Source organism: Streptomyces sp. NPDC096205 (assembly GCF_044763135.1).
In the GTDB taxonomy this organism is placed as follows: domain Bacteria; phylum Actinomycetota; class Actinomycetes; order Streptomycetales; family Streptomycetaceae; genus Streptomyces.
Map to the genome: position 1 here is coordinate 465,522 of NZ_JBIWFS010000008.1, position 24,250 is coordinate 489,771.

General features: G+C 71.1%; 17 protein-coding genes. 9 read left to right on the forward strand and 8 right to left on the reverse strand.

What is annotated here, in order from left to right; all coding sequences use genetic code 11:
- Nucleotides 1–20: 20 nt before the first annotated feature.
- The 5 genes from ACIQ6Y_RS29460 to ACIQ6Y_RS29480 are packed head-to-tail and all read left to right on the forward strand — an operon-like array spanning nucleotide 21 to nucleotide 7,973.
- Entirely contained in the window at nucleotides 21–2,879 is a 2,859-nt protein-coding gene (locus ACIQ6Y_RS29460; RefSeq protein WP_404043317.1) for a nitrate- and nitrite sensing domain-containing protein, read from the forward strand.
- Nucleotides 2,876–3,313, forward strand: a complete 438-nt coding sequence (locus ACIQ6Y_RS29465) for a roadblock/LC7 domain-containing protein (protein WP_404043319.1) — start codon at nucleotides 2,876–2,878, stop codon at nucleotides 3,311–3,313. Before ACIQ6Y_RS29460 ends, ACIQ6Y_RS29465 begins: the two co-directional genes overlap by 4 nt.
- A gap of 9 nt (nucleotides 3,314–3,322) precedes the next feature.
- Nucleotides 3,323–3,718 (forward strand): DUF742 domain-containing protein, encoded by a 396-nt coding sequence (locus ACIQ6Y_RS29470; protein ID WP_404043321.1) that lies wholly within the window; start codon nucleotides 3,323–3,325, stop codon nucleotides 3,716–3,718.
- Nucleotides 3,719–3,742: 24 nt separating this feature from the next.
- Complete coding sequence (locus tag ACIQ6Y_RS29475; protein WP_404043323.1) at nucleotides 3,743–7,381, forward strand: hydantoinase B/oxoprolinase family protein; 3,639 nt, start codon at nucleotides 3,743–3,745, stop codon at nucleotides 7,379–7,381.
- A complete protein-coding gene (locus ACIQ6Y_RS29480) occupies nucleotides 7,362–7,973 on the forward strand; it encodes a GTP-binding protein (RefSeq protein ID WP_404043325.1) in 612 nt (203 codons plus the stop codon). The genes ACIQ6Y_RS29475 and ACIQ6Y_RS29480 overlap by 20 nt, the downstream gene beginning before the upstream one ends.
- Nucleotides 7,974–8,062: 89 nt before the next feature.
- Here the strand turns inward: ACIQ6Y_RS29480 and glpK are convergent, their stop codons facing one another.
- From glpK to ACIQ6Y_RS29505, 5 genes are all read right to left on the reverse strand, one after another.
- Nucleotides 8,063–9,583, reverse strand: a complete 1,521-nt coding sequence (glpK, locus tag ACIQ6Y_RS29485; protein ID WP_404043327.1) for a glycerol kinase GlpK — start codon at nucleotides 9,581–9,583, stop codon at nucleotides 8,063–8,065.
- Between the two features lie 20 nt (nucleotides 9,584–9,603).
- Entirely contained in the window at nucleotides 9,604–10,353 is a 750-nt protein-coding gene (locus ACIQ6Y_RS29490; RefSeq protein WP_404043329.1) for an MIP/aquaporin family protein, read from the reverse strand.
- A 514-nt stretch (nucleotides 10,354–10,867) separates the two neighbouring features.
- Complete coding sequence (locus ACIQ6Y_RS29495) at nucleotides 10,868–12,517, reverse strand: EAL domain-containing protein (protein WP_404043331.1); 1,650 nt, start codon at nucleotides 12,515–12,517, stop codon at nucleotides 10,868–10,870.
- Nucleotides 12,518–12,674: 157 nt separating this feature from the next.
- Nucleotides 12,675–13,865: a lipid-transfer protein gene (locus tag ACIQ6Y_RS29500; RefSeq protein ID WP_404043333.1), complete on the reverse strand. Its 1,191-nt coding sequence runs from the start codon at nucleotides 13,863–13,865 to the stop codon at nucleotides 12,675–12,677.
- On the reverse strand, nucleotides 13,862–14,287 hold the full coding sequence (locus ACIQ6Y_RS29505) for a Zn-ribbon domain-containing OB-fold protein (RefSeq protein WP_404043335.1): 426 nt from the start codon (nucleotides 14,285–14,287) through the stop codon (nucleotides 13,862–13,864). The genes ACIQ6Y_RS29500 and ACIQ6Y_RS29505 overlap by 4 nt, the downstream gene beginning before the upstream one ends.
- A gap of 255 nt (nucleotides 14,288–14,542) precedes the next feature.
- Between ACIQ6Y_RS29505 and ACIQ6Y_RS29510 the strand changes: the two genes are divergently transcribed.
- Both ACIQ6Y_RS29510 and ACIQ6Y_RS29515 read left to right on the forward strand, forming a co-directional pair.
- Entirely contained in the window at nucleotides 14,543–15,370 is an 828-nt protein-coding gene (locus ACIQ6Y_RS29510; RefSeq protein WP_404043337.1) for a M15 family metallopeptidase, read from the forward strand.
- A 47-nt stretch (nucleotides 15,371–15,417) separates the two neighbouring features.
- Entirely contained in the window at nucleotides 15,418–15,954 is a 537-nt protein-coding gene (locus tag ACIQ6Y_RS29515) for an NUDIX domain-containing protein (RefSeq protein ID WP_404043339.1), read from the forward strand.
- Here ACIQ6Y_RS29515 and ACIQ6Y_RS29520 read toward each other — a convergent pair.
- On the reverse strand, nucleotides 15,945–18,323 hold the full coding sequence (locus ACIQ6Y_RS29520; RefSeq protein ID WP_404043341.1) for a glycoside hydrolase family 31 protein: 2,379 nt from the start codon (nucleotides 18,321–18,323) through the stop codon (nucleotides 15,945–15,947). The genes ACIQ6Y_RS29515 and ACIQ6Y_RS29520 overlap by 10 nt on opposite strands.
- A 211-nt stretch (nucleotides 18,324–18,534) precedes the next feature.
- Here ACIQ6Y_RS29520 and ACIQ6Y_RS29525 point away from each other — a divergent pair, with 211 nt between their 5' ends.
- Together ACIQ6Y_RS29525 and ACIQ6Y_RS29530 are read left to right on the forward strand one after the other, a co-directional pair.
- Nucleotides 18,535–20,502 carry an acetoacetate--CoA ligase gene (locus tag ACIQ6Y_RS29525; protein WP_404043343.1) on the forward strand — a complete coding sequence of 656 codons (1,968 nt, stop codon included), beginning with the start codon at nucleotides 18,535–18,537 and terminating at the stop codon, nucleotides 20,500–20,502.
- Nucleotides 20,503–20,669: 167 nt separating this feature from the next.
- On the forward strand, nucleotides 20,670–21,563 hold the full coding sequence (locus tag ACIQ6Y_RS29530; RefSeq protein WP_404043345.1) for a hypothetical protein: 894 nt from the start codon (nucleotides 20,670–20,672) through the stop codon (nucleotides 21,561–21,563).
- Nucleotides 21,564–21,642: 79 nt separating this feature from the next.
- Here the strand turns inward: ACIQ6Y_RS29530 and ptsP are convergent, their stop codons facing one another.
- Both ptsP and ACIQ6Y_RS29540 read right to left on the reverse strand, forming a co-directional pair.
- Nucleotides 21,643–23,313 carry a phosphoenolpyruvate--protein phosphotransferase gene (ptsP, locus tag ACIQ6Y_RS29535; protein WP_404043347.1) on the reverse strand — a complete coding sequence of 557 codons (1,671 nt, stop codon included), beginning with the start codon at nucleotides 23,311–23,313 and terminating at the stop codon, nucleotides 21,643–21,645.
- 78 nt (nucleotides 23,314–23,391) lie between these two features.
- Nucleotides 23,392–23,841, reverse strand: coding sequence for a PTS glucose transporter subunit IIA (locus ACIQ6Y_RS29540; protein ID WP_404043349.1), 450 nt, complete (start codon nucleotides 23,839–23,841; stop codon nucleotides 23,392–23,394).
- Nucleotides 23,842–24,250: the final 409 nt, after the last annotated feature.

Here is a 24,250-nt window from a genome sequence, read left to right on the forward strand (position 1 = left end):
GGGCCGAGCTGGGGGAGGCCATGCGCTTTCGCGGGAAATCCATCCGCCGGAAGATCGTGGCGCTGCTTCTCGTGCCGTTGTTTTCCCTGACCGCCATCTGGGCGTTCGCCACCGTCCTCACCGGACGCGAGGCTGCCCGCCTCTTCAGCGGGTCGTCCGTCGTCGAGGAGATCGGCTACCCGGCCGAGGACACCGTGCGGGTCCTGCAGGAGGAACGCCGCCAGAGCCTCGCCTACCTCGCCGACCCCAGGGCCGCCGACGCGCTCGCCGCGCTGCGCCGCAGCCGAGTCGCCACCGACCGGGCCGTCGCCGAGATCAGGAAGAACGCCCGGGACCCCGATCTGCTCGACGCCGTCGGCCCGGCCACGGACGAGCGCCTCACCACCGTCCTGGACGCCTTCGACGGCATCGCACCCCTGCGCCAGAGCGTCGAGGACGGCACCGTCGACCGAGCCCACGCCCTCGAGCTCTACAACCACCTGGTCGACCCCTGCTACGAACTGCTCGCCGACCTCCAGGTCCTCGACAACGCGGACATGGACAAGCAGTACCGCGCCCTGGTCAACCTCAGCCGGGCCCGCGAACTCCTCTCCCGTGAGGACGCGCTCCTCGGCTCCGCCCTCATCGTCGGCAACGTCACCCGCGACGAGGCCAGGAACATCTCCGACCTCGTCGCCCAGCGCACCCTGCTCTACGACCTCAACCTCCCCCTCCTGCCCACGTCGGAGCGGGACCGCTACACCCGGTTCTGGAAGAACGCCGCCACCGCTCCACTGCGTGTGGCCGAGGACGCCGCCGTCAAGGCACGGAACGGACAGCCGCGCGGCGTCACCATGACCGGCTGGGACACCGCCGCCGGCAATGTGCTCGACGAGCTCGCCTCCCTCAACGACCAGGCCGGAAACCGCTACCAGGACCGCATCAGCCCCATCGCCACGGGAGTCATCGTCAAGGTGGCCATCGCCGGCGTCCTCGGCCTGGCCGCCCTGCTCGTCTCCCTCGTGGTGTCCGTGCGCATCGGCCGCGCCCTCATCCGCGACCTGCGGCAACTGCGCATGGAGGCCCATGAGGCGTCCGGCGTCCGCCTGCCCAGCGTGATGCGCCGCCTGTCGGCCGGTGAACAGGTCGACGTGGAGACCGAGGTCCCCCGCCTGGAGTACGACCGCAACGAGATCGGCGAGGTCGGCCAGGCCCTCAACACCCTGCAGCGCGCCGCCGTCGAAGCCGCCGTCAAGCAGGCGGAACTGCGGGCCGGTGTCTCCGAGGTCTTCGTCAACCTCGCCCGTCGCAGCCAGGTCCTGCTGCACAAGCAGCTCACCCTCCTCGACACCATGGAACGCAGGACCGAGGACACCGAGGAACTCGCCGACCTCTTCCGCCTCGACCACCTCACCACCCGCATGCGCCGGCACGCCGAGGGCCTGGTGATCCTCTCCGGCGCCGCCCCCTCCCGGCAGTGGCGCAAGCCCATCCAGCTGATGGACATCGTCCGCGCCGCCGTCGCCGAGGTCGAGGACTACGAACGCATCGAGGTACGCCGTCTGCCCCGCGCCGCCGTCACCGGCCCCGCGGTCGCCGACCTCACCCACCTGGTGGCGGAGCTCCTGGAGAACGCCACGGTGTTCTCGCCGCCCCACACCGCCGTCCAGGTGGTCGGCGAGCGCGTCGCCAACGGCTTCACCCTGGAGATCCACGACCGTGGCCTCGGCATGGCGGCCGAGGCCCTGCTGGACGCCAACCTGCGGCTGGCCGAGACCCCTGAGTTCGAGCTGTCGGACACGGACCGGCTCGGCCTGTTCGTCGTCAGCCGGCTCGCCCAGCGCCAGAACGTGCGGGTCGCGCTGCAGCCGTCGCCCTACGGCGGCACCACGGCCGTCGTCTTCATCCCCGACGCCCTGCTGACCGACGACGTCCCCGACACCAACGGCATCGGCTTCCGCCTCGACCGCCCCCGGGTGGCCAAGGAACCCGACCCGGCGGTGAGCCGCAGGGCCGCCCTCTCCCAGGTACCCGTCCAGGTCCCCGGCCTGCCCGCGTCCCTCCTCGACGGGCCCGTCGAACTCGAGGCCCCCGTCGATCTGGACGCCGTCGAGGACTTCCCGGGCGTCCTCGGCGACGAGGACACCGAACGCGGCGGACTCTTCCGTCCGCGCCGCTCGCTCACGGGCGCGGACGCCGACACGGAAGGCCGCTCCCTCACGCCCTACCCGGGCCCCCACGACGGGCCAGGTCGCACGGACCCCGACGAGGACGCCGACGCGCCTGTGCCGCTGCCCCGCCGCCGCACCCCGAAGCTGGTCAGCTCCCACGGCCGTCCGGTGACCGAGCAGCGGTCCCGCCGCACGCAGCCGGACGACGAGCGCCTCACCGCCGCGGACCGTCCGGTCCCGGACGAGCCGCGCCGCACCACCTCTGGCCGGTCCGAGCCGGGCGGGGAACGTCCCACCGGCGCCCTCGGCCCGCTGCCGAGCCCGGGACGCCCCGCAGTCCCCGACCGTCCGGCCTCGGACGCCCTCGCCCCGCTGCCCACACGCCGGCGAGACACAGCCACCCCCCGTCGGGGCACCGGACCCAGCCGTCCCACCGAGGAGCCCTGGAGCACGAGCACCGACAGCGGCACCGGCGACGCCGCCGCGGCCGGCATCTCGGCCCTGCCCAGGCGCGTCCGCCAGGCCAACCTGGCTCCCCAGCTCAGGCAGGACCCGGAGCGCCGCACCGAGGAGCGGGCGGACCCCGCCGACCGGGACGCCGACGAAGTACGCAGCCGTATGGCCTCGCTCCAGCGCGGCTGGCAGCGCGGCCGCGAGGAGAACGCCGCGGGCAACGACGCCCACAGCGGCACAGCACCGCAAGGAACGACTAAGGGGGACGGTCGATGACCGCACCGAAGGCGACCGACCACGCGCCGACCAGCAAGTCCGGTGAGCTCAACTGGCTCCTCGACGACCTGGTCGACCGCGTCGCCAGCATCCGCAAGGCCGTCGTGCTGTCCGGCGACGGCCTGCCGACCGGGGTTTCCAAGGACCTCAGCCGTGAGGACAGCGAGCACCTGGCCGCCGTCGCCTCCGGCTTCCACAGCCTCGCCAAGGGCGTGGGCCGCCACTTCGAGGCGGGCAGCGTCCGGCAGACCGTCGTGGAACTCGACGACGCCTTCCTGTTCGTCACCGCCGCGGGTGACGGCAGCTGCCTCGCCGTCCTGGCGGACGCCGACTCCGACGTCGGCCAGGTCGCCTACGAGATGACCCTGCTCGTCAAGCGGGTCGGCGTGCATCTGGGCACCGCTCCGCGCACCGATCTGCCCGCGGGCGGGTAGTGGGATGACATGAGCGCAGACGGTCAGGCAACAAGCCACTGGTTCGACGACGAGGCAGGACCGGTCGTCCGTCCGTACGCCATGACGCGCGGCCGGACCAGACACGCGGCCCAGCACCGCCTCGACCTGATCGCGGTCGTCGTCACCGAACCCCACGCTGGCGACCCGGAAACGGACCCGACGCTGTCCCCGGAGCACTCGGACATCGTCGACCTGTGCCGCAAGGCTCCGCAGTCGGTCGCGGAACTCGCCGCCGAGCTGGACCTGCCCATCGGAGTGGTACGGGTCCTTGTCGGCGATCTCGTCGACAGGGACCTCGTCCATGTGACGCGCCCCGTCCCCCCGGCCGAACTGCCGGACGAGAGTATTCTGCGCGACGTGATCAACGGCCTCCGGGCGCTGTGAGCAGTGCGGAAGCGAGGTGAAGACGTGACGGGCTGGCAGTTCTGGGTCGACCGGGGCGGCACCTTCACGGACATCGTCGCCAGGCGCCCGGACGGCCGCCTGCTCACGCACAAGCTGCTGTCGGACAATCCGGCGCGCTACCCGGACGCCGCGGTTGCCGGTGTGCGCGAGCTGCTCGGCGGCTCGCAGGAGACGGTCGAGGCGGTCCGCATGGGCACCACGGTCGCCACCAACGCCCTCCTCGAACGCAAGGGCGAGCGAACCGTCCTCGTCATCACCAAGGGCTTCCGCGACGCCCTGCGCATCGCCTACCAGAACCGGCCGCACATCTTCGCCCGCCGCATCGAACTGCCCGAACTGCTCTACGAACGCGTCATCGAGGTCGACGAACGCCTCGCGGCCGACGGCACCCTGCTGCGCGCCCCCGACCTGGACGCCCTCACGAGCGCACTCCAGGGGGCCTACGACGACGGGTTCCGTGCGGTCGCCGTCGTATGCCTGCACAGCCACCTGCACCCCGCCCACGAGCAGGCCGTGGGCGAGCTGGCCGCCCGCATCGGCTTCCCGCAGATCTCGCTCTCCAGTGAGGTCAGCCCCCTGATGAAGCTCGTCCCGCGCGGTGACACGGCCGTCGTCGACGCCTACCTGTCGCCCGTGCTCCGACGCTACGTCGCCCAGGTCGCCGACGCCCTCACGGGCATCCGCCTGATGTTCATGCAGTCCAACGGCGGCCTCACCGAAGCAGGTCAGTTCCGCGGCAAGGACGCGATCCTGTCCGGCCCCGCGGGCGGCATCGTCGGCATGGCCCGCATGTCCCAGCAGGCCGGCTTCGACCGGGTCATCGGCTTCGACATGGGCGGCACCTCCACCGACGTCTCCCACTTCGCCGGTGAGTACGAGCGCGTCTTCAGCACCCAGATCGCCGGAGTGCGGCTGCGCGCCCCGATGCTGGACATCCACACCGTGGCGGCCGGCGGCGGATCCGTGCTGCACTTCGACGGCTCCCGCTACCGCGTAGGGCCGGACTCGGCGGGCGCGGACCCGGGCCCCGCCTGCTACCGGGGCGGCGGCCCGCTCGCCGTCACCGACGCCAACGTCATGCTCGGCCGCATCCAGGCAGCCCACTTCCCCAAGGTGTTCGGCCCCGACGGCGACCAGCCCCTCGACGACGCGCTGGTCCGCGACCGCTTCGCCGCGCTCGCGCGCGAGATCCGCGAGCGCACCGGCGACGACCGCACGCCCGAACAGGTCGCCGAGGGCTACCTGCGCATCGCCGTCACCAACATCGCCAACGCCGTCAAGCGGATCTCCGTCCAAAAGGGCCACGACGTCACCCGCTACGCCCTCACCACCTTCGGTGGTGCGGGAGGCCAGCACGCCTGCATGGTCGCCGACGCGCTCGGTATCCGCACCGTGCTCGTACCGCCCATGGCCGGTGTGCTGTCCGCGCTCGGCATCGGCCTGGCCGACACCACCGCCATGCGCGAGCAGTCGGTGGAGGCCCCCCTCGAACCGGCCTCCATGCCCGGCGTACGAAAGACGGCGGACGACCTGGAAGCCGCCGCGCGTGCCGAACTCCGCTCCGAGGACGTGCCCGACGACCGCATCCGCGTCACCCGCCGCGCCCAGCTGCGCTACGACGGCACCGACACCACCCTCACCGTCGAGCTGACCGAACCCGGCGCGATGAGGCACGCCTTCGAAGAACGTCATCGCGCCACCTACTCCTTCACCCTCGACCGGCCGATCGTCGTCGAAGCCCTCTCCGTGGAAGCCACCGGCATCACCGAACCCCCCGATCTGTCCGCCCTCGCCCCGTACGAAGGCCGCACCGCCGCACCGGAGACCGTCCGCCTCCCCAGCGGCGGCGCCTGGCGCGACGTACCCCTGCACCGCCGGGAGAACCTGCCTCCCGGCGAGACCGTCACCGGACCCGCGATCATCACCGAGCCCAGTGCGACGACCGTCGTCGACGAAGGCTGGCGAGCCTGCGCGACCGACGGCGGGCATCTGGTCATGGAACGGGCGGCGATTACGCAGAGTTCCCACGCCGACACAAAAGCCGATCCCGTTCTCCTTGAGGTCTTCAACAACCTGTTCATGTCGATCGCCGAACAGATGGGAGCCCGCCTGGAGTCCACGGCCCAGTCCGTCAACATCAAGGAGCGCCTGGACTTCTCCTGCGCCCTGTTCGACCCCGACGGAAACCTGGTGGCCAACGCCCCGCACATCCCCGTCCACCTGGGCTCGATGGGCACCAGCGTGAAAGAGGTCATCCGCCGCAGGGGCCCGCGGATGCGGCCGGGGGACACCTACGCGGTCAACGACCCCTACCACGGCGGCACCCACCTCCCCGATGTCACCGTGATCACGCCGGTCTTCGGCACCGGAACCGACGGCGACACGGAGAGTGAACGCATCCTCTTCTACGTCGCCTCCCGCGGCCACCACGCCGAGATCGGCGGCATCGCCCCCGGCTCCATGCCCGCCGACAGCCGCACCATCGACGAGGAGGGCGTCCTCTTCGACAACTGGCTGCTCGCCGAGAACGGCCGCTTCCGCGAGGAGGAGACGCTCCGCCTGCTCACCGAGGAGGCGCCCCACCCCTCCCGCAACCCCCGCACCAACCTCGCCGACCTGCGCGCCCAGATCGCCGCCAACCACAAGGGCGTCGAAGAAGTCGCCCGCATGATCGAGGACTTCGGCCTCGACGTCGTCCAGGCCTACATGCGGCACGTCCAGGACAACGCCGAGGAAGCCGTGCGCCGCGTCATCGACGCCCTCGACGACGGCGCGTACGCCTACGAGACCGACTCCGGCGCCGTCATCCGCGTACGCGTGCGCGTGGACCGCGAAAACCGCTCTGCGACCGTCGACTTCACCGGCACCTCACCCCAACTGGCCACCAACTTCAACGCCCCCTACGCGGTGGTCAACGCGGCCGTCCTCTACGTCTTCCGCACCCTCGTGGACGACGACATCCCCCTCAACGACGGCTGTCTGCGCCCCCTGGAGATCGTCGTCCCCCAGGGGTCCATGCTCGCGCCCGAACCGCCGGCCGCCGTCGTCGCCGGCAACGTCGAGACCTCCCAGGCCATCACCGGCGCCCTCTACGCCGCGCTCGGCGTCCAGGCCGAGGGCTCCGGCACGATGAACAACGTGACGTTCGGCAACGCCCGCCACCAGTACTACGAGACCGTCGCCTCCGGTTCCGGAGCGGGCGCGGACTTCCCCGGCGCCGGCGTCGTACAGACCCACATGACCAACTCGCGGCTGACCGACCCCGAGATCCTCGAATGGCGCCTGCCCGTGCGGCTGGAGGAGTTCTCCGTACGGCGCGGCAGCGGCGGAGCCGGACGCTCGCGCGGCGGCGACGGCGCCTTGCGTCGCATCCGGTTCCTGGAGCCGATGACCGTCTCCACGCTGTCCCAGCACCGCAGGGTGCCCCCGTACGGCATGGCGGGCGGCGAACCCGGCGCGCTCGGCGCGAACCGGGTGGAGCGCGCCGACGGGACGGTCACCGACCTGGGCGGAAGCGACACCACCGAGGTCGGCCCCGGTGACGTGCTGGTCGTCGAGACCCCCGGCGGCGGAGGCTACGGGCCGCCGTCCCCCCACCCCCATCAAGCAGGAGAAGAGATCGATGATCTTCGGGCGTTCTGAGCGCGCCAAGCCACCGGTCGAACCCGTCACGCTCAAGATCCTCGTGGCCGGCGGCTTCGGCGTGGGCAAGACCACCCTCGTCGGCGCGGTCAGTGAGATCAAACCGCTGCGCACCGAGGAGACGCTCACCGAGGCGGGCCGCCCGGTCGACGACACCAGCGGCGTGGAGACCAAGCACACCACCACCGTGGCCATGGACTTCGGCCGGATCACGCTCCGCGAGGACCTGGTGCTCTACCTGTTCGGCACCCCAGGCCAGGAACGTTTCTGGTTCATGTGGGACGAGCTGTCCGAGGGGGCGCTCGGCGCGGTGGTGCTCGCGGACACCCGACGGCTGGAGGACTGTTTCGCGGCCGTCGACTACTTCGAGCGCCGCTCCATACCCTTCGTCGTCGGCGTCAACTGCTTCGAGGGAGCCGCCCGCTACCCCGCCGACGACGTCCGCCGGGCCCTGGACCTCGACGACGACGTACCGGTGGTGCTGTGCGACGCCAGGGAACGGGAGTCGGTCAAGGAAGTCCTCATCGGCGTCGTCCAGCACGCCATGTCCTTCGCGGCCGACCGCCGCGCGGCCGAAGCCGTCGCCACCTGAGGCCCCCGGAGCGAGCCGCCGCGCACGGCCCGTACCCCCGCCGACCGGGGTACGGGCCGCGGTCCGCGGCGACGTCCACACGCGTGTGCCTACGCGTGCCCGTCCTCCAGCCAGCCGAAGCTCTTCTCCACGGCCTTGCGCCAGTTGCCGTACTCGCGGTCACGCACGGACGCGTCCATCGACGGCGTCCACTCGGCGTCCTTCTGCCAGTGCGCCTTGAGTTCGTCCAGGTCGTTCCACACGCCCGTGGCCAGACCCGCCGCGTACGCCGCGCCCAGACACGTCGTCTCGGAGACCCGGGGCCGCATCACCGGTACGTCCAGCACATCCGCCTGATGCTGCATCAGCAGGTTGTTCTTGGTCATGCCGCCGTCGACCTTCAGCGTGGTGATCTGCACCCCGGAGTCCTGGTACATGGCGTCCACGACCTCACGCGTCTGCCAGCTGGTCGCCTCCAGCACCGCCCGCGCGAGATGGGCCTTCGTGACGTACCGGGTGAGACCGGTGACGACACCGCGCGCGTCCGAGCGCCAGTACGGCGCGAACAGGCCCGAGAACGCCGGCACGATGTACGCCCCGCCGTTGTCCTCGACGCTCGCCGCGAGGGTCTCGATCTCGTCGGCGGTGCGGATGATGCCCAGCTGGTCCCGGAACCATTGGACGAGCGCGCCCGTTATGGCTATCGAACCCTCCAGGCAGTACACCGGCGCCTCCCCGCCGATCTTGTAGCCCATCGTCGTCAGCAGCCCGCTCTTGGACGGCACCGGCCGGCTGCCGGTGTTCAGCAGCAGGAAGCTGCCCGTGCCGTACGTGTTCTTCGCCGTGCCCACGTCGTAGCAGGCCTGTCCGAACACGGCCGCCTGCTGGTCGCCCAGCGCCGAGGCGACCGGCACGCCCGCGAGCTGTCCCACGGCGGTGCCGAACACCTCGGCCGAGGACCTGATCTCAGGCAGCATCACCTCGGGGACGTTCATGGCGGACAGGATCGACCGGTCCCACTCGAGCGTCTCCAGGTTCATCAGCATGGTGCGCCCGGCGTTGGTGACGTCGGTGACGTGCCGGCCCCCGTCGGTGCCGCCGGTCAGATTCCAGATGAGCCAGGAGTCGATGGTGCCGAAGGCGATCTCGCCGCGCTCGGCACGGTCCCTGAGCCCGGGGACGTTGTCGAGCAGCCAGGCCGCCTTGGGGCCGGAGAAGTAGCTGGCCAGCGGCAGACCCGTCTGCTCGCGGAACCGGTCCTGCCCGTCCGCGCCGCCCAGTTCGTGGCACAGCGCCGCCGTGCGGGTGTCCTGCCACACGATCGCGTTGTGCACGGGCTTGCCGGTCGCGCGGTCCCACAGGACGGTCGTCTCGCGCTGGTTGGTGATGCCCAGCGCGCTGAGCTGGTCGGCCCGCAGGCCCGCCTTGGCGATCGCCCCCGCGACCACCGCCTGGACCTTGGACCAGATCTCGGTGGCGTCGTGCTCCACCCAGCCCGGTTTGGGGAAGATCTGGCGGTGCTCGCGCTGGTCCACGGCGACGATGGAACCGCCGTGGTCGAAGATGATGCAGCGGCTGGAGGTGGTGCCCTGGTCGATCGCGGCGACGTACTTCTCGGCGTTGTCCGTCATTGCTTCCCCTTGGGCTCGGTTCAGAAGGCTGCGTTGTAGATGAGGCCGGCCAGCACCCCTCCGATCAGCGGGCCCACGACCGGGATCCACGCGTAGCCCCAGTCGGACGTGCCCTTGTTCGGGATCGGCAGAAAGGTGTGCACGATGCGCGGCCCGAGGTCACGCGCGGGGTTGATGGCGTAGCCGGTCGGCCCGCCCAGGGAGAGGCCGATGCCCACGACCAGCAGCGAGACGATCAGCACGGTGGTGCCCGACTGGCCGAGCCCCTCGGTCAGCCCGAATGCCAGGATCGGCAGGACCAGGCCGATCGTCGCGATGATCTCGGTGACCAGGTTGGCGACCGGGTTCCGGATCTCCGGGATGGTGGAGAAGATGCCGAGCGTCGGCGTGGGTTCCTCAGCCGTGCCCTCCGTGGTGCCTGTCTGGCGCACATTGGCCTGGAACTGCGCGAAATACACCAGGTACGCCAATACGGCGCCCAGCATCGCGCCGACGATCTGCCCCAGCAGGTAGACCCAGACCTGGTCCCAGTCCCCGGTGTCCATGGCGATACCGACGGTCACGGCCGGGTTGAGATGCCCTCCCGAGAGCGGCGCGGCGGTGTAGGCCCCGGCCAGCACCGCGAAGCCCCAGCCGAAGGCGATCACCACCCATCCAGCGGCCCGGGCCTTGGAGTATCTGAGAGTGACTGCGGCGCACACACCGGCGCCGAACAGGATCAGGATCGCGGTACCGATGATCTCGCCGACGAAAATGTCTCCGTTGCTCATGGCGGCTCCTCGACGCTAGGCCCCTCGTCCCAGGGTCCATCGACTCCGGTGGGCGTGCAGGGCGCGTTTCCTCGGGTCCCGTGGCTCTCGTGGCGAATTTCCGCCGGTGGCAGGGAGGGTCCCGCGCCCCGCCCGGCGTCCATGACGAGCGTGCCGTGGCAGCCGAATCGCCCGTGGGGGAGTGGGCCTGGCCGCGCTGAGGCCCGGGGGCGTGCCGGATTGCGCCGAGAATGTACGGCGATGTCGACTGACACCGGGAAGTGTTCACCGGCGCTCACAGGGCGTCAAGGTCGCCGACACCAAAGGAACGACCCGACCGAACCAGCCATCGTGGTAGGTGGGTTGGCCACGAGGACCGACTCCTTATCCCTGTGCCGCCTGACGTGCAGGGGCCCGGCGATACAGTTCTGCAGCGCAGCGCGATGTGTCCGCGCAGGCAATGCGGCCGCCGCAACGGGTCCGTGACGGCACGGTGTCCGCGACGGCACGCGGCGAGGTCTTCAGCCGAGCGGCTTCAGCCCAGCGGCTCGGCGACGGCGACCCCCGTCTGACTGGCCGTCGGTCTCTCACCGCGCCGGATCTCGTGGCCGGGCATCCCGGCCCGCCCCAGCACCCAGCTCGCCCCGTCCAGCGCCTTCGCGGCCTCCTTCAGCGGCGCCAGACAGGCCGCCGCCTGCCGGTGCTCCACCACACTCCCCGGCGCGCAAAGGACCGTGGCCAGTGACAGCGTGACGGGCCGCCCGCCCGCGGACCACGGTGCGTCCAGCACGGACGCCACCAGCGCATCGAGCCTCTCCGGATCGGTGAGGACCAGGAAGTCGTCCCCGCCGATGTGCCCCACCCGGGTGCTCCCGGACGCGGCATGCTGCAGTGCCCGGCCCACGGCACGGATGAGGTCGTCCCCGGCCGCGAACCCGGCGCCGTCGTTGACCTGCTTGAAGTGGTCCACGTCCAGCCAGCTGAGCGCGAACGGCCGCCCGTCCGCGATCCGCCGGTCGACCTCACCGGTGATCGCGTCCGACCCCGGCAGCCGGGTCAGCGGATTGAGCCCGGCTGCCTCCTCGACGCGGGACTCGGCCAGCGCCCGCACGAGATCGGCCAGCCGTACGACGCCCGCACACCGCCCGTACCGGTCGACGACGGCGACATCGTCCGACGTCCTGTCCCGGGCCCCGTCCGCCACCACGTCCAGCACCTCCCACGCGGTGGCGTCCGCGCCCACCGTGCGCGGCACATCTCCCAGCCGGGCGGCGGGCCGGTCGGCGTACAGGGCGTGTCCATAACGCCCCGACATCGACAGCAGGAAGCGGGACCGGTGCACCGACCGCACCGGTACGCCGTCCCGGTCCACGAGCAGCACCCCCGACACGTCCGGCGAGCCTGTCAGCAGCGCCCGCACCTGCCCCGCGGACGCGGTGTCCGGCAGGAGCGCGGCAGGCCGTACGAACTCCCGCACCGACGGCCCCGGCCGCGACCCCGAGGCGGACCCGGACGGGCGCGGCGGAACGTATACCTCCGCCACGGGCAACCGCGCCGGAGGAGCGAACAGCTCCCCCTGACCCAGCTGCGCACCGGCCGACACGGCTGCCCGGTACTGCAGTTCGGTCTCCACTCCCTCGACCGACAGCAGTGCCCCGAGCTGGTCGCACAGTGTGCGCATGGCCCCGACCGCCGCCGGCCGGTCCAGCAGCGACATGTCGAGCTTCACCAGGTCGGGCGCCATGTCGTGAAGCACCCGCAGGGGCAGGTCCCCGTCACCGATGCCGTCCGCGCTGATCCGGAAGCCTGTCTCCCGCAGCGCGGTGACCGCGTCCAGCAGCGCCTGCTGCGGCACGTGGGTGAAGGGCGGCCCGACATCGAGCGTCACCTCCCACGGCAGCCGGCCGGCCTGCCGCACTGCGTCGTGCAGCGGCCCGAGCCCGCCCAGGTCGGCGAGCGTGGCGGCGAACACGTTGATGTGCAGCGGCAGCAGGGTCTCCTTGCGCGCTGCCGCGCGAACCGCCAGCACGGCCAGCCTGCCGTCCAGCTCGGGGTCCCGACGGGCCTCGGCCAGGATGTCCCCCGCCTCAGGCCGGGCGAGGACCTCCAGTGCCGCGATTCCGCCGGTGGTCAGATTGACCACGGGCTGGAAAGCGAAGCGGAGAGTATCCGTCCAGGAGTGCACGGCAGCATGATGGCTCCGCCCGGGCACGCCCAGGCCCAGTTCATGAGACGTTCACGCAGCATTCCTGCCCGCTCACAGAGCGTACGGATCGCTCTTGCATGGGGCCGTAGGACTGTGAGACCGAGTCAGCTCGGAGCCGCCCCGGGCCAGGACCCGTTCACCGCACCGCGACGATCGCCGACCCGTGCCCGAAGAGGCCTTGGTTGGCGGAGACGCCCACCCGTGCCCCGTCGACCTGCCGCTCTCCGGCCACGCCCCTCAACTGCCAGGTCAGCTCGCACACCTGGGCGATCGCCTGGGCCGGTACCGCCTCACCGAAGGAGGCCAGCCCGCCGCTGACGTTCACCGGTATTCGCCCGCCAGTGGCCGTCTCGCCGCCTCTCAGCAGCTTGGCGCCCTCACCCTCGCCGCACAGCCCGAGATCCTCGTACCACTGCAACTCCAGTGCGGTGGACAGGTCGTAGACCTCGGCGAGCGAGAGGTCCTGGGGGCCGACACCGGCCTCCTCGTAGGCCGCGCGGGCGATCGAGGCGCGGAAGGTCTCGGGACCAGGTTCCACCACCGCGGCGGAGTCCGTCGCGAAGTCGGGGAGATCCAGCACCGTGTTGGGATAGCGGGGCGTCACCGTCGACACGGCACGGATGCGCACCGGCTCCGTGACTCCGTGCCGACGCGCGAAGTCCACGCTGGACAGCACCAGGGCAGCTCCGCCGTCGGAGGTCGCGCAGATGTCGAGCAGCCGCAGCGGATCGGCGACCACAGCCGAGGCCGCGACGTCCTCGGCCGTGACCCGCTTGCGATAGCGGGCGTAGGGATTGAGCGCGCCCGTCGCGGAGTTCTTCACCTTCACCTGGGCGAAGTCCTCCGGTGTGTCCCCGTACACAGTCATCCGCCGCCGTGCGTACAGGCCGAAGTAGACCGGGTTCGTGGCCCCGAGCACCCTGAACCGCAGCCAGTCGGGGTCGTCGGGCCGGTCTCCGCCCGCCGGCCGGAAGAAGCCCTTGGGCGCGGAGTCGGCGCCCACCACGAGCACCGGGTCCGCGAGCCCGGACAGGATCTGCGCCCGCGCGGTGTTCACCGCCTGGGCTCCTGAGGCGCAGGCCGCGTACACGCTCGTCACCCGGGCGCCCTGCCAGCCCAGCGCCTTGGCGAAGGCCGCCCCCGCCACATGGCCGGGATAGCCGCCGCGCACGGTGCCGGCGCCGACGACCGAGCCGATGTCCCGCCAGTCCAGCCCCGCGTCGGTGAGCGCCGCCCGCGCGGCCGCCGTTCCGTACGCGACGAAACCCCGTCCCCACTTCCCCCAGGGGTGCATGCCCACCCCCAGTACCGCCACGTCCTCCGTCATGCCCCGCCCCCCGTCGGCCGCCAGTGCCATGTCGTCCAGACCGTCTCGGCGTCCTCGTACAGCACGCCGGAGACGGCCTCCACCTCCATGCCCACCGTCAGATCGGCGACGGTGATCCCGGGAGCCGCCTGTCCCAGCACCACCATCCGCTCGGCTGCCAGCTCCACAGCGATCAACGCATACGGCACCCACGGAAGTTCCGGATTGGTCACATAGGGTGACGGCGGCCGATATCTCGCGTCCGTGTACGACCAGACCCGCCCGCGCCGCGACAGCGGAAACTCCTCCAGCTCGCCTCCCGGACAGCCCGGATTGCGGCAGTTCGTGTCCTCCCGCGGGAAGAACATGCCGGAGCAAGCCGAACAGCGAGTCCCGAGCAGCCGGAACGTGCAGCCCTCTCCGGTGAACCAGTCGGCGACCACGGGTATGCGTGTACGCGTCAAAGCCCCTCCCTGGTAAGGAATCTGATGGAGCGTCAGAAGTGTGCCACGGGCAACCATAAATCGGCAGGTCATTGAGGTGAACCAAGTGCGCCTCACCTGCGTCGTCGTAACGGGAGGGACGGGCGAGGCCCACGGGGGTGGCCCCGGCCGTCCCTCCCACGCATCTGCTCCATCCCGGCCGGACCTGGCGGACCGCTTCCCCGGAAGCGCACCCTCCTGATAGATGCAGGAGACATGACACGACTCTCCGCCTCCGTACGCGTCTCCACCGCGCTCCGCGGGATCGTCACCGCGCTCGCCGCCCTCGCGGCCGTGACCGCCGCACCCCCGACGGCCGACGCGAAGCCCGAACCCCACGCCCCGGCCGACTTCGTGGCACTGAGCAGCGTGGACCGGACGATCATCCAGGAGATGCGTTACTTCACCCCGCACAACTTCGTCGGCGAACGCATCGACGGCTACCGGCAGCCGCTGTGCATCCTCACCCACCCCGCCGCGGAAGCCCTCCACAAGGCACAACAGCGACTGCTGCGCCAGGGATACAGCCTCAAGGTCTACGACTGCTATCGCCCCCAGCGCGCCGTGGACCACTTCGTCCGCTGGGCCGAGGACCTCGACGACGAGGCGATGAAGGCCGAGTTCTACCCGAACGTGGACAAGAGCCGGCTGTTCGCCGACGGCTACATCGCCGAGAAGTCCGGCCACAGCCGCGGCTCCACGGTCGACCTCACCCTCGTGAAGCTCCCGGCGAAGCACACCCGGCCCTACCACCCCGGAGAGCCGCTCGTACCGTGCTACGCGCCCGGGAATGAACGATTCCCGGACAACTCCGTCGACATGGGCACCGGCTTCGACTGCTTCGACACCCTCAGCCACACCCTCGACCCCCGCATCCAGGGCGAACAGCGCGCCAACCGGCTCCGCCTCAAGACGACCCTGGAGAGCCTCGGCTTCGTCAACCTCGCCGAGGAATGGTGGCACTACACCTACAAGCCCGAGTCCTACCCCGACACCTACTTCGACTTCCCCGTAAGTGCCGGATCGCTCGCCGACCACCGCTGAACCGCCGGATGAGGACGCCCTCTCCGTGATCGGATACAGTCCGCGGCGTGTCCGAGAACCAGCACTCCGCCCCCAACTCCGCACCGGGCTCCCACTGTTCGAGCTGCGGATCGCCCTACGGAGAGGGCATCTCCAGCTGGCCCCGCACCTGCCCGGCCTGCGGCACGGTGGCCTACCGCAACCCGCTGCCCGTCGCCGTGGCCATCCAGCCCGTCTACGACACCAAGGGCACGGCCCTGATCGTCGTCACCCGCGACGTGCCACCCGCGCGCGGGGGCACCGCACTTCCCGGCGGCTACATCGACGACCGCGAGGACTGGCGCCAGGCCCTCGTAAGGGAGCTCAAAGAGGAGACCGGCATCGACGCCGCGAGCCGCGACGTACGGCTCGTCGACGCCATGACCTCCTCCGACGGCCATCTGCTGCTGTTCGGCGTCCTCCCCGAGCGCCCGGTCGACCGCCTGCCGCAGTCGGCCCCCACCGACGAGACACAGGGCTGGCACCTGCTGCGCAGGCCCGAGGAACTCGCCTTCCCCCTCCACACCCTGGCCGTACGGGCCTGGTTCGAGGGCCGCTACGTCTGACCCGACCCGTCGAGGAGACCACGCACACGCACCGGGTGAGGCGGCGCACTCACGCCGTCCTCACCCTCGCGCCGCACCACCACCCGACGGCCCTCCCAGCGGCTGACATAGCGCTCCATCTCGGGCTCCTCCCAACCGTCGCCCCCGTCCGGCACGACCAGCCCGCCCCCGGTGCGGCCCCGGGCCGGCGCCCACACCTCCAGCTCCAGACCACCGTCCTCACCCCGCACCGGAACCACGGCACCCGCGCGCGCGAGCACCGGAATCCTCGACAAGGGCGCGTCCACGAGCACCTGCCCCGGCCCCTCGTACGCCCGACCCGTCACCGTGTCGTACCAGCGCCCGCGCGGCAACTGCACCGCACGCCGGTCCGCCCCCGGATCCAGCACCGGCGCCACCAGCAGGCTGTCGCCGAGCAGGAACGCGTCCTCGCAGTCACGCAGCGCCCGGTCCTCCGGCGCACCCCACCACACGGGCCGCACGTACGGCGCACCCGTACGCCGGGCCAGATGCGCCAGCGTCACGAAGTACGGCAACAGCCGCCGACGCTCGATCAGCGCCACGCGCGCGTGCTCCAGCACCTCGGGGCCGAACTCCCACGGCTCCCGGCGCCCCGCCCGCAGACTCGCATGCGTACGGAACAGCGGCAGATACGCGCCCAGCTGGAACCAGCGCAGAAACAGCTCCGGTGAAGGGCTGCCGTCGAACCCGCCCACATCCGGCCCCGAGTACGGCACCCCGCACAGCCCGAGCCCCAGGACCAGCGACAGCGACGCCCTCAGCCCCGGCCACCCCGTGGCCACGTCTCCCGACCACGTCCCGCCGTAGCGCTGCATGCCCGCCCAGCCCGAACGCGAGAACAGAAACGGCCGCCGCCCGGGCGACAGCTCCCGCAGCGCCTCATAGCCTGCCCCGGCCATGCACAGGGCGTACACGTTGTGCGCCTCGCGATGATCGCCGCCCTGCCCGTCCAGGTCATGCCGGGCCGAACGCGGCAGAGTCGACTCGCCGAACGCCGCGAACGACGTCGGCTCGTTCATGTCATGCCAGTAACCAGAGAACCCCTGCGCGAGCCGCTCCTCGTACCAGTGCCCCCACCACTTGCGCACACGCGCGTGCGTGAAATCAGGGAACACCGCCTCCCCGGGCCACACCAACCCGCGCACCACCCGACCCGAGGCGTCCCGCACGAACGCGTCCTCGGCCGTACCGCTGTCGTACACGGCGTTCCCCACCGTGGCCTTCACCGCCGGGTCCACGATCGACACCAGCCGGACACCGTCCCGGCGCAGATCCTCGGCCAGCCCCGAGAGGTGGGGAAAGCGCTCTCGGTCGACCGTGAACACCTGGTGCTCGTCGAAGTGATCGATGTCCAGATGCACGGCGTCCAGCGGCAGCCCGCGCTCCCGGTAACCGGCGACGATCCGCCGCACCTCCCGCTCACTGCCGAACCCCCACCGCGCGTGGTGGTGACCGAGCGCCCACGCGGGAGGCACCGCGGCCTGACCGGTCAACGAGGCCCACGCGAGCAACACGCGCGCAGGCGTCCCCACCATCACCCAGCAGCGCAGCGGGCCGCCCTCCATCCGCAGCTCGCTCACCCCCGCGCGGTCGTGCCCCGAACCGGCGCCCTCCTCGCCCTCCCGCAACGTCACCGTCCCGTCCCACGACGTGTCGTGGAAGACCAGATGCGTCGCCGCGTCCGACACCACCAACTGCACCGGCATCGTGATGTACAGCGGATCGTCCCCAGGGCCGAAGGGCACGCCCGGATCGGTGTTCCACAGCCGGTACACGCCGTCCCGCAGCCTCGGCCCCGAGGCCCGCCCGCCCAGCCCGAAGAACCGGGCGTCCGCCGGCACCTCGGACCGCTGCATCCACCGTGCCCGACCCCCGCCCACCGGCTCCCACCAGCGAGGCGGCAGATCCCGCCGCAGCATCACCCCGCCCGGCGTCTGCACCTCCACGGCCCCGTGGCGCGAGACGACCACCGTCACCCGCTCCGCCACCACCCGCCAGCCGCCGTCCTTGTCCGGCTCCAGCACCGCCCGTGCGTCGGGCTCAGGACAGCGCCCGGCCAGCGCGTACGACGGCTCGGGAGCAGCCCCGTCCCAGCCCCAGAACACCGCCCCACTGACAGTCACCACGATCCGCAGCTCCGCACGGCTGAACCGGATCACCCCACCACCCGGACCCGGCTCCGCCTCGAGCACCGGACCCGGCACACGCGCGCGTTCCGCGCCGCGCGGCGGCAGCCCGGCCGCATCGGTGCGCCCCCTGCGCCACGCCGCCCGAACGGCACGCAACCCCTGGGTCACCCCCACAGCACCGACCGCCTTTATCGAACGCACCAGGTCACGACCGTCCATGCTGCTCACCCTGCCATTGACAGGGCCACGCGCGCGTGCCGTTCAACTGCCGTTCACCCGTGCTCGGACCACATCTTCACGACGCGGACTATGTGGGGCGGACCCTGGTGCGGAAGTCGATCACATGGCATCGTCCGTGTCATCCGCGTCACGCGCACACCCCGCCCGTGCGCGGACGACGCACACGACGCGCACAGTCCGGGAGCCGCCCATGTCGACCGAGAACCCCCAGCCCCTCTGGCAGCCCGATCCCGAACGCATCGGCGACGCGCGGATCACCAAGTTCCAGGCCTGGGCCGCCCAACACCACGGTGCACCCGCCGACGGCGGCTACGCCGACCTGCACCGATGGTCCGTAGACGAACCCGAGGCCTTCTGGGAAGCCGTCACCCAATGGTTCGACGTGCGCTTCTCCACGCCCTACACGCGCGTGCTCGGCGACCGCTCCATGCCCGGAGCCCAGTGGTTCCCCGGAGCCACACTCAATTACGCCGAACACGCCCTGCGCGCCACGGCGACCCGCGCCGACGAACCGGCCCTCCTCTGCGTCGACGAGACCCACGAACCGCGCCCGGTGACCTGGTCGGAGCTGCGCCGCCAGGTCGGCTCCCTGGCGGCCGAGCTGCGCGCCCTGGGCGTCCGGCCCGGCGACCGCGTCAGCGGCTACCTCCCGAACATCCCCGAAGCCGTCGTCGCCCTCCTGGCCACCGCCGCCGTCGGCGGCGTCTGGACCTCCTGCGCGCCCGACTTCGGCGCCCGCAGCGTCCTCGACCGCTTCCAGCAGGTCGAACCCGTCGTCCTGTTCACCGTCGACGGCTACCGCTACGGCGGCAAGGAGCACGACCGCCGCGACACCGTCGCCGAACTGCGCAGCGAACTGCCCACCCTCCGCGCGGTCGTCCACATCCCGCTCCTCGGCACCGAAGCCCCCGAAGGCGCCCTCGACTGGTCCTCCCTGACCAGCGCCGACGTGGAGCCCGTCTTCGAACAGGTCCCCTTCGACCACCCCCTGTGGGTCCTGTACTCCTCCGGTACGACCGGCCTGCCCAAGGCCATCGTCCAGTCCCAGGGCGGCATCCTCGTCGAGCACCTCAAGCAGCTCGGCCTGCACTGCGACCTCGGCCCCGAGGACCGTTTCTTCTGGTACACGTCCACCGGCTGGATGATGTGGAACTTCCTCGTCTCCGGCCTGCTCACCGGCACCACGATCGTCCTGTACGACGGCAGCCCCGGCCACCCCGACACCGGTGCCCAGTGGCGCATCGCCGAACGCACGCGGGCCACCCTCTACGGCACCTCGGCCGCCTACGTCATGGCCTGTCGCAAGGCCGACGTGCACCCCTCGCGCGACCACGACCTCTCCACCGTCCGCTGCGTCGCCACGACCGGCTCGCCGCTGCCGCCCGACGGCTTCCGCTGGCTGCACGACGAGGTCCGCGACGACCTCTGGATCGCCTCCGTCAGCGGCGGCACGGACGTCTGCTCCTGCTTCGCCGGAGCCGTCCCCACCCTCCCCGTCTACGTCGGCGAGCTCCAGGCTCCCGGCCTGGGCACCGACCTGCAGTCCTGGGACCCGAGCGGCAAGCCGGTCATCGACGAGGTCGGCGAGCTCGTCGTCACCAACCCCATGCCGTCGATGCCGATCCACTTCTGGAACGACCCCGACGGCAGCCGCTACCACGACAGCTACTTCGACACCTACCCCGGAGTCTGGCGCCACGGCGACTGGATCACCGTCACCTCCCGAGGCTCCGTCATCATCCACGGCCGCTCCGACTCCACCCTGAACCGCCAGGGCGTCCGCATGGGATCCGCCGACATCTACGAGGTCGTCGAGCGCCTCCCCGAGATCAAGGAGTCCCTCGTCATCGGAGTGGAACAACCCGACGGCGGCTACTGGATGCCCCTCTTCGTCCACCTGGCCCCCGGCGCCACCCTCGACGACGCCCTGCTGAACCGCATCAAGCAGACCATCCGCGAGCAACTGTCCCCGCGCCACGTTCCCGACGAGGTCATCGAGGTTCCCGGCATCCCGCACACCCTCACCGGCAAGCGCATCGAGGTCCCGGTCAAGCGCCTCCTCCAGGGCACCCCCCTGGACAAGGCCGTCAACCCCGGCTCCATCGACAACCTCGACCTGCTCGACTTCTACGAGGATCTCGCTCGCAAGCGCGCCTGACCACCACACGGCTTTCGGCCGCGGACCGCTCACGGCAGGGTCCGCGGCCGAACCCACGCCTTCCCCCATCACTCGCTTGACCTGCGGCGACATCGATCACCGACCCCGTTGTCAGTGGTGCCGATTACTGTGAGTGAGCATTGATCGACCGTGCACAGGGGGAGAACATGGCACAGACCGACCACCAGACAATGCGACGCGTCCTGCGCCGCGAAATCGCCGGCACCATCGGCCTGCTGACCGACGAGCAGGACTTCCGGGCCATGCGGCGCTACCGCAGCTTCACCTTCGACGACCACGCCACCTACCTACGCCAGGTGGAGGCGCTCCTACGCACACGCGCCGCCCAGGGCGGCCACACCACAGTGGCTCTCTTCGACCCACAGGAGTACGCCGACTACTGCGCCGACGTCGGCCTCGACCCCGACAAGGCGTCCAGCCGTACCCGCTTCACCGCCGAACTCGCCGCCCTCGGACCGGCCCTGCCCTACGACGGCCAACCCCTTACCGAACTCCTCCCCGCCCTCGTCGACGAAGCGGTACGACAGGCGACCTGGGAGTACGCCTCCACCCTGCTGAGCCGACTCGGCGCCTGCGCCTCCTGCGGCGAGGACCTCGGCCGGGCCGCCCTCAACCGAGCCTCCGACCTCGTCGCCCGCATCCTCGACACGGCGCCGCCCGGCCACCACCACCTCGTCTGCAGTGTGTCCAGCACCCCGGAGCCACTCCTCGCCGTCCTGCACGCCGACCAGAACCAGACCGGCGAACTCGACCTGGACCAGGCCGAATCCCTCGAGTTCACCACCGTCCTGGCACTCGGCCTCGCCACCCACACCCCCGGCGGCCTCGTCATGCGCACCACCGCCCACGGCACCGCCGACCAGATCTACGGATGGCGCCTGCGCGGCGACGGCCTCGAACCACTGACCGCCGGAGAGGTCTTCGACGCCTACTGCACCGACGCCGAATCCGGCGACCTCATCTCACCCGAATCCAACGTCGACTACCGGGAGCCACCCGACCTCGGCGGAAACGGGGCCGCGACGGCGCACCGGCACTGAACGCGCGAGGGGCGCCCCACCCTGAGGATGGAGCGCCCCTCGACGACAACCGGAGAAACCGGCAGCCGATGGGTTCCGGTCACTCGCCGGACAGCACCGCCTGCGCTGCGGTCCGCGCCTCCTCGGCGCTGTCCGCGGCCCGAGCGGCCGCCGCGGCCCGCTCGCACTGCGCGAGCGTGTACTTCGCCAGCGTGGCGCGGACGTAAGGGATCGACGCCGCACCCATGGACAAGGAGGTCACACCCAGGCCCGTCAGCACACAGGCGAGCAGCGGATCGGACGCGGCCTCACCACACACACCACAGCTCTTGCCCTCGGCCTTCGCGGCTTCCGCGGACAGCGCGACCAGGTCGAGCAGCGCGGGCTGCCACGGGTCCTGCAGACGCGACACCGCACCCACCTGACGGTCGGCGGCGAACGTGTACTGGGCGAGGTCGTTGGTTCCCAGCGACAGGAACTCCACCTCCTGCAGGATGGAGCGCGCCCGCAGCGCGGCCGACGGGATCTCCACCATCGCACCGAACTTCGCCCGCAGGCCGGCCTCACGGCACGCGTCCGCGAACGCCTTGGCGTCGGCACGGTCCGCCACCATCGGGGCCATCACCTCGAGGTAGACGGGCAGGCCCTCGGCAGCCTGAGCCAGCGCCGTCAGCTGCGTGCGCAGCACCTCCGGGTGGTCGAGCAGGGTCCGCAGACCACGCACGCCCAGCGCCGGGTTCGGCTCGTCGGCGGGGGTGAGGAAGTCCAGCGGTTTGTCCGCACCCGCGTCCAGCACCCGCACGACGACACGGCCCTCGGGGAACGCTTCGAGAACCGTGCGATAGGCCTCGACCTGCTTCTCCTCGGAGGGCGCGTTCTTGTTGTCGTCCAGGAAGAGGAACTCGGTGCGGAACAGGCCCACGCCCTCGGCACCCGCCTCCACGGCGGCGGCCACGTCGGCCGGACCACCAATGTTGGCGAGCAGCGGCATCTTGTGCCCGTCGGCGGTGGCACCCGGACCGGTCGACGCCGCGAGAGCGGCCTTCCGCTCCGCCGCCGCGGCCCGAAGCTGCGCCTTCTTCTCCTCCGGCGGGTCCACGAAGATCTCACCGGTGCTGCCGTCCACCGCGATCACGGTGCCCTCGGCCAGCTCGCCCGCACCCGGCAGGGCCACAACGGCAGGAACGCCGAGCGCACGCGCCAGAATCGCGCTGTGGCTCGTCGGCCCGCCCTCCTCGGTCACGAAGCCGAGCACCAGGGTCGGGTCGAGCAGGGCGGTGTCCGCCGGTGCCAGATCCCGCGCGACGAGCACATACGGCTCGTCGCTGTCCGGTACACCCGGCATGGGCACGCCGAGCAGACGCGCGACAATGCGATTCCGCACGTCGTCCAGGTCGGCCACACGGCCGGCCAGGTACTCACCGGCGCCGGCCAGCAGCTCGCGGTACGCGGCGAAGGCGTCGTACACAGCACGCTCGGCCGTGCTGCCGACGGCGATCCTGCGGTCCACGTCCGCCATCAGCTCGGGGTCCTGGGCCATCATGGCCTGCGCCTCGAGCACCGCCTGGGCTTCGCCCCCTGCCAGATTGCCGCGCGCCATCAGGTCGGCCGCCACAGCGTCCACGGCCTTGCGGGCACGCCCCTGTTCGCGCTCCGCGTCCTCCGCCGGTATCTGCTTGGCAGGCGGTTCAAGGACCGCCGTTCCCATGTGCCGAACCTCGCCGATGGCCACACCGTGGCTCACGCCGACGCCTCGCAGCGTTGTCTCCATCTCACCCGTCTCCGATAGAGCGGCGGCTCCCGCCACCGCGGTGGTAGTCCTACGTGCCGTTGTCGGACGGCGCCGATGTCACTGCCAGGCGAACAGGCTGTCGCCCGCCTTGACGTCGCCGTCCTCGCGGAGATCAGAGAGAGCCTCCGCCGTGGCCTCCAGTGCCACGACCGGGCAGACCGGGGACTTGCCGGCGGCCTCGACCGCCGCGGGGTTCCAGCGCACGACGGCCTGGCCGCGCGTCACGGTGTCCCCCTTGTTCACGAGGAGCTCGAAGCCCTCTCCGTTCATCTGCACGGTGTCGATGCCGAGGTGGACGAGCACGCCGTGCCCCTCCGCATCGACGACCACGAAGGCGTGGGGGTGCAGAGAAACGATGACCCCGTCGACGGGAGCAACAGCCTCGGAAGGCTCCCGGACGGGGTCGATGGCGGTACCCGGGCCGACCATGGCCCCGGAGAAGACGGGGTCCGGCACTGCGGCCAGCCCGATGGCGCGTCCTGCGAGAGGGGACGTCACGGTGGTCATGGGAAACCTCCCAGGGGTGGAGATGCATACGCGCCGTCACTGTCTGTTCACAACGGCGCACTGTTGAGCAGGGTATGTCATAGGAAGTACCGGTTCCGCATGAGAGGTCCCGGTCCAGAGGTCTAGACCACCAGCTTAATGGATTTGCGCGGGCTTCGGGGCCCCGTGTACAGTCGTACTCCTGCCTGGGGCTGAGCGACGCACACCAAGCGTCCTTGCCTGGCAGCATCCAACTCGTCAGATCCTATCCATGGGTCTCCTTCTGCATGCCTGCGGAGGGATGGTCAGGGAGACGGAAAAACACTGATAAAGTTGGAACCGCCGGAAAGGGAAACGCGGAAGCGGGAACCTGGAAAGCACCGAGGAAATCGGATCGGAAAGATCTGATAGAGTCGGAAACGCAAGACCG

Coding starts and splice junctions, on each gene's coding strand:
- ACIQ6Y_RS29460 (WP_404043317.1), top strand. CDS start 21: ATGCGCTTTCGCGGGAAATCCATCCGCCGGAAGATCGTGGCGCTGCTT.
- ACIQ6Y_RS29465 (WP_404043319.1), top strand. CDS start 2,876: ATGACCGCACCGAAGGCGACCGACCACGCGCCGACCAGCAAGTCCGGT.
- ACIQ6Y_RS29470 (WP_404043321.1), top strand. CDS start 3,323: ATGAGCGCAGACGGTCAGGCAACAAGCCACTGGTTCGACGACGAGGCA.
- ACIQ6Y_RS29480 (WP_404043325.1), top strand. CDS start 7,362: ATGATCTTCGGGCGTTCTGAGCGCGCCAAGCCACCGGTCGAACCCGTC.
- glpK (WP_404043327.1), bottom strand. CDS start 9,583: ATGACGGACAACGCCGAGAAGTACGTCGCCGCGATCGACCAGGGCACC.
- ACIQ6Y_RS29490 (WP_404043329.1), bottom strand. CDS start 10,353: ATGAGCAACGGAGACATTTTCGTCGGCGAGATCATCGGTACCGCGATC.
- ACIQ6Y_RS29500 (WP_404043333.1), bottom strand. CDS start 13,865: ATGACGGAGGACGTGGCGGTACTGGGGGTGGGCATGCACCCCTGGGGG.
- ACIQ6Y_RS29510 (WP_404043337.1), top strand. CDS start 14,543: ATGACACGACTCTCCGCCTCCGTACGCGTCTCCACCGCGCTCCGCGGG.
- ACIQ6Y_RS29520 (WP_404043341.1), bottom strand. CDS start 18,323: ATGGACGGTCGTGACCTGGTGCGTTCGATAAAGGCGGTCGGTGCTGTG.
- ACIQ6Y_RS29525 (WP_404043343.1), top strand. CDS start 18,535: ATGTCGACCGAGAACCCCCAGCCCCTCTGGCAGCCCGATCCCGAACGC.
- ACIQ6Y_RS29530 (WP_404043345.1), top strand. CDS start 20,670: ATGGCACAGACCGACCACCAGACAATGCGACGCGTCCTGCGCCGCGAA.
- ptsP (WP_404043347.1), bottom strand. CDS start 23,313: ATGGAGACAACGCTGCGAGGCGTCGGCGTGAGCCACGGTGTGGCCATC.
- ACIQ6Y_RS29540 (WP_404043349.1), bottom strand. CDS start 23,841: ATGACCACCGTGACGTCCCCTCTCGCAGGACGCGCCATCGGGCTGGCC.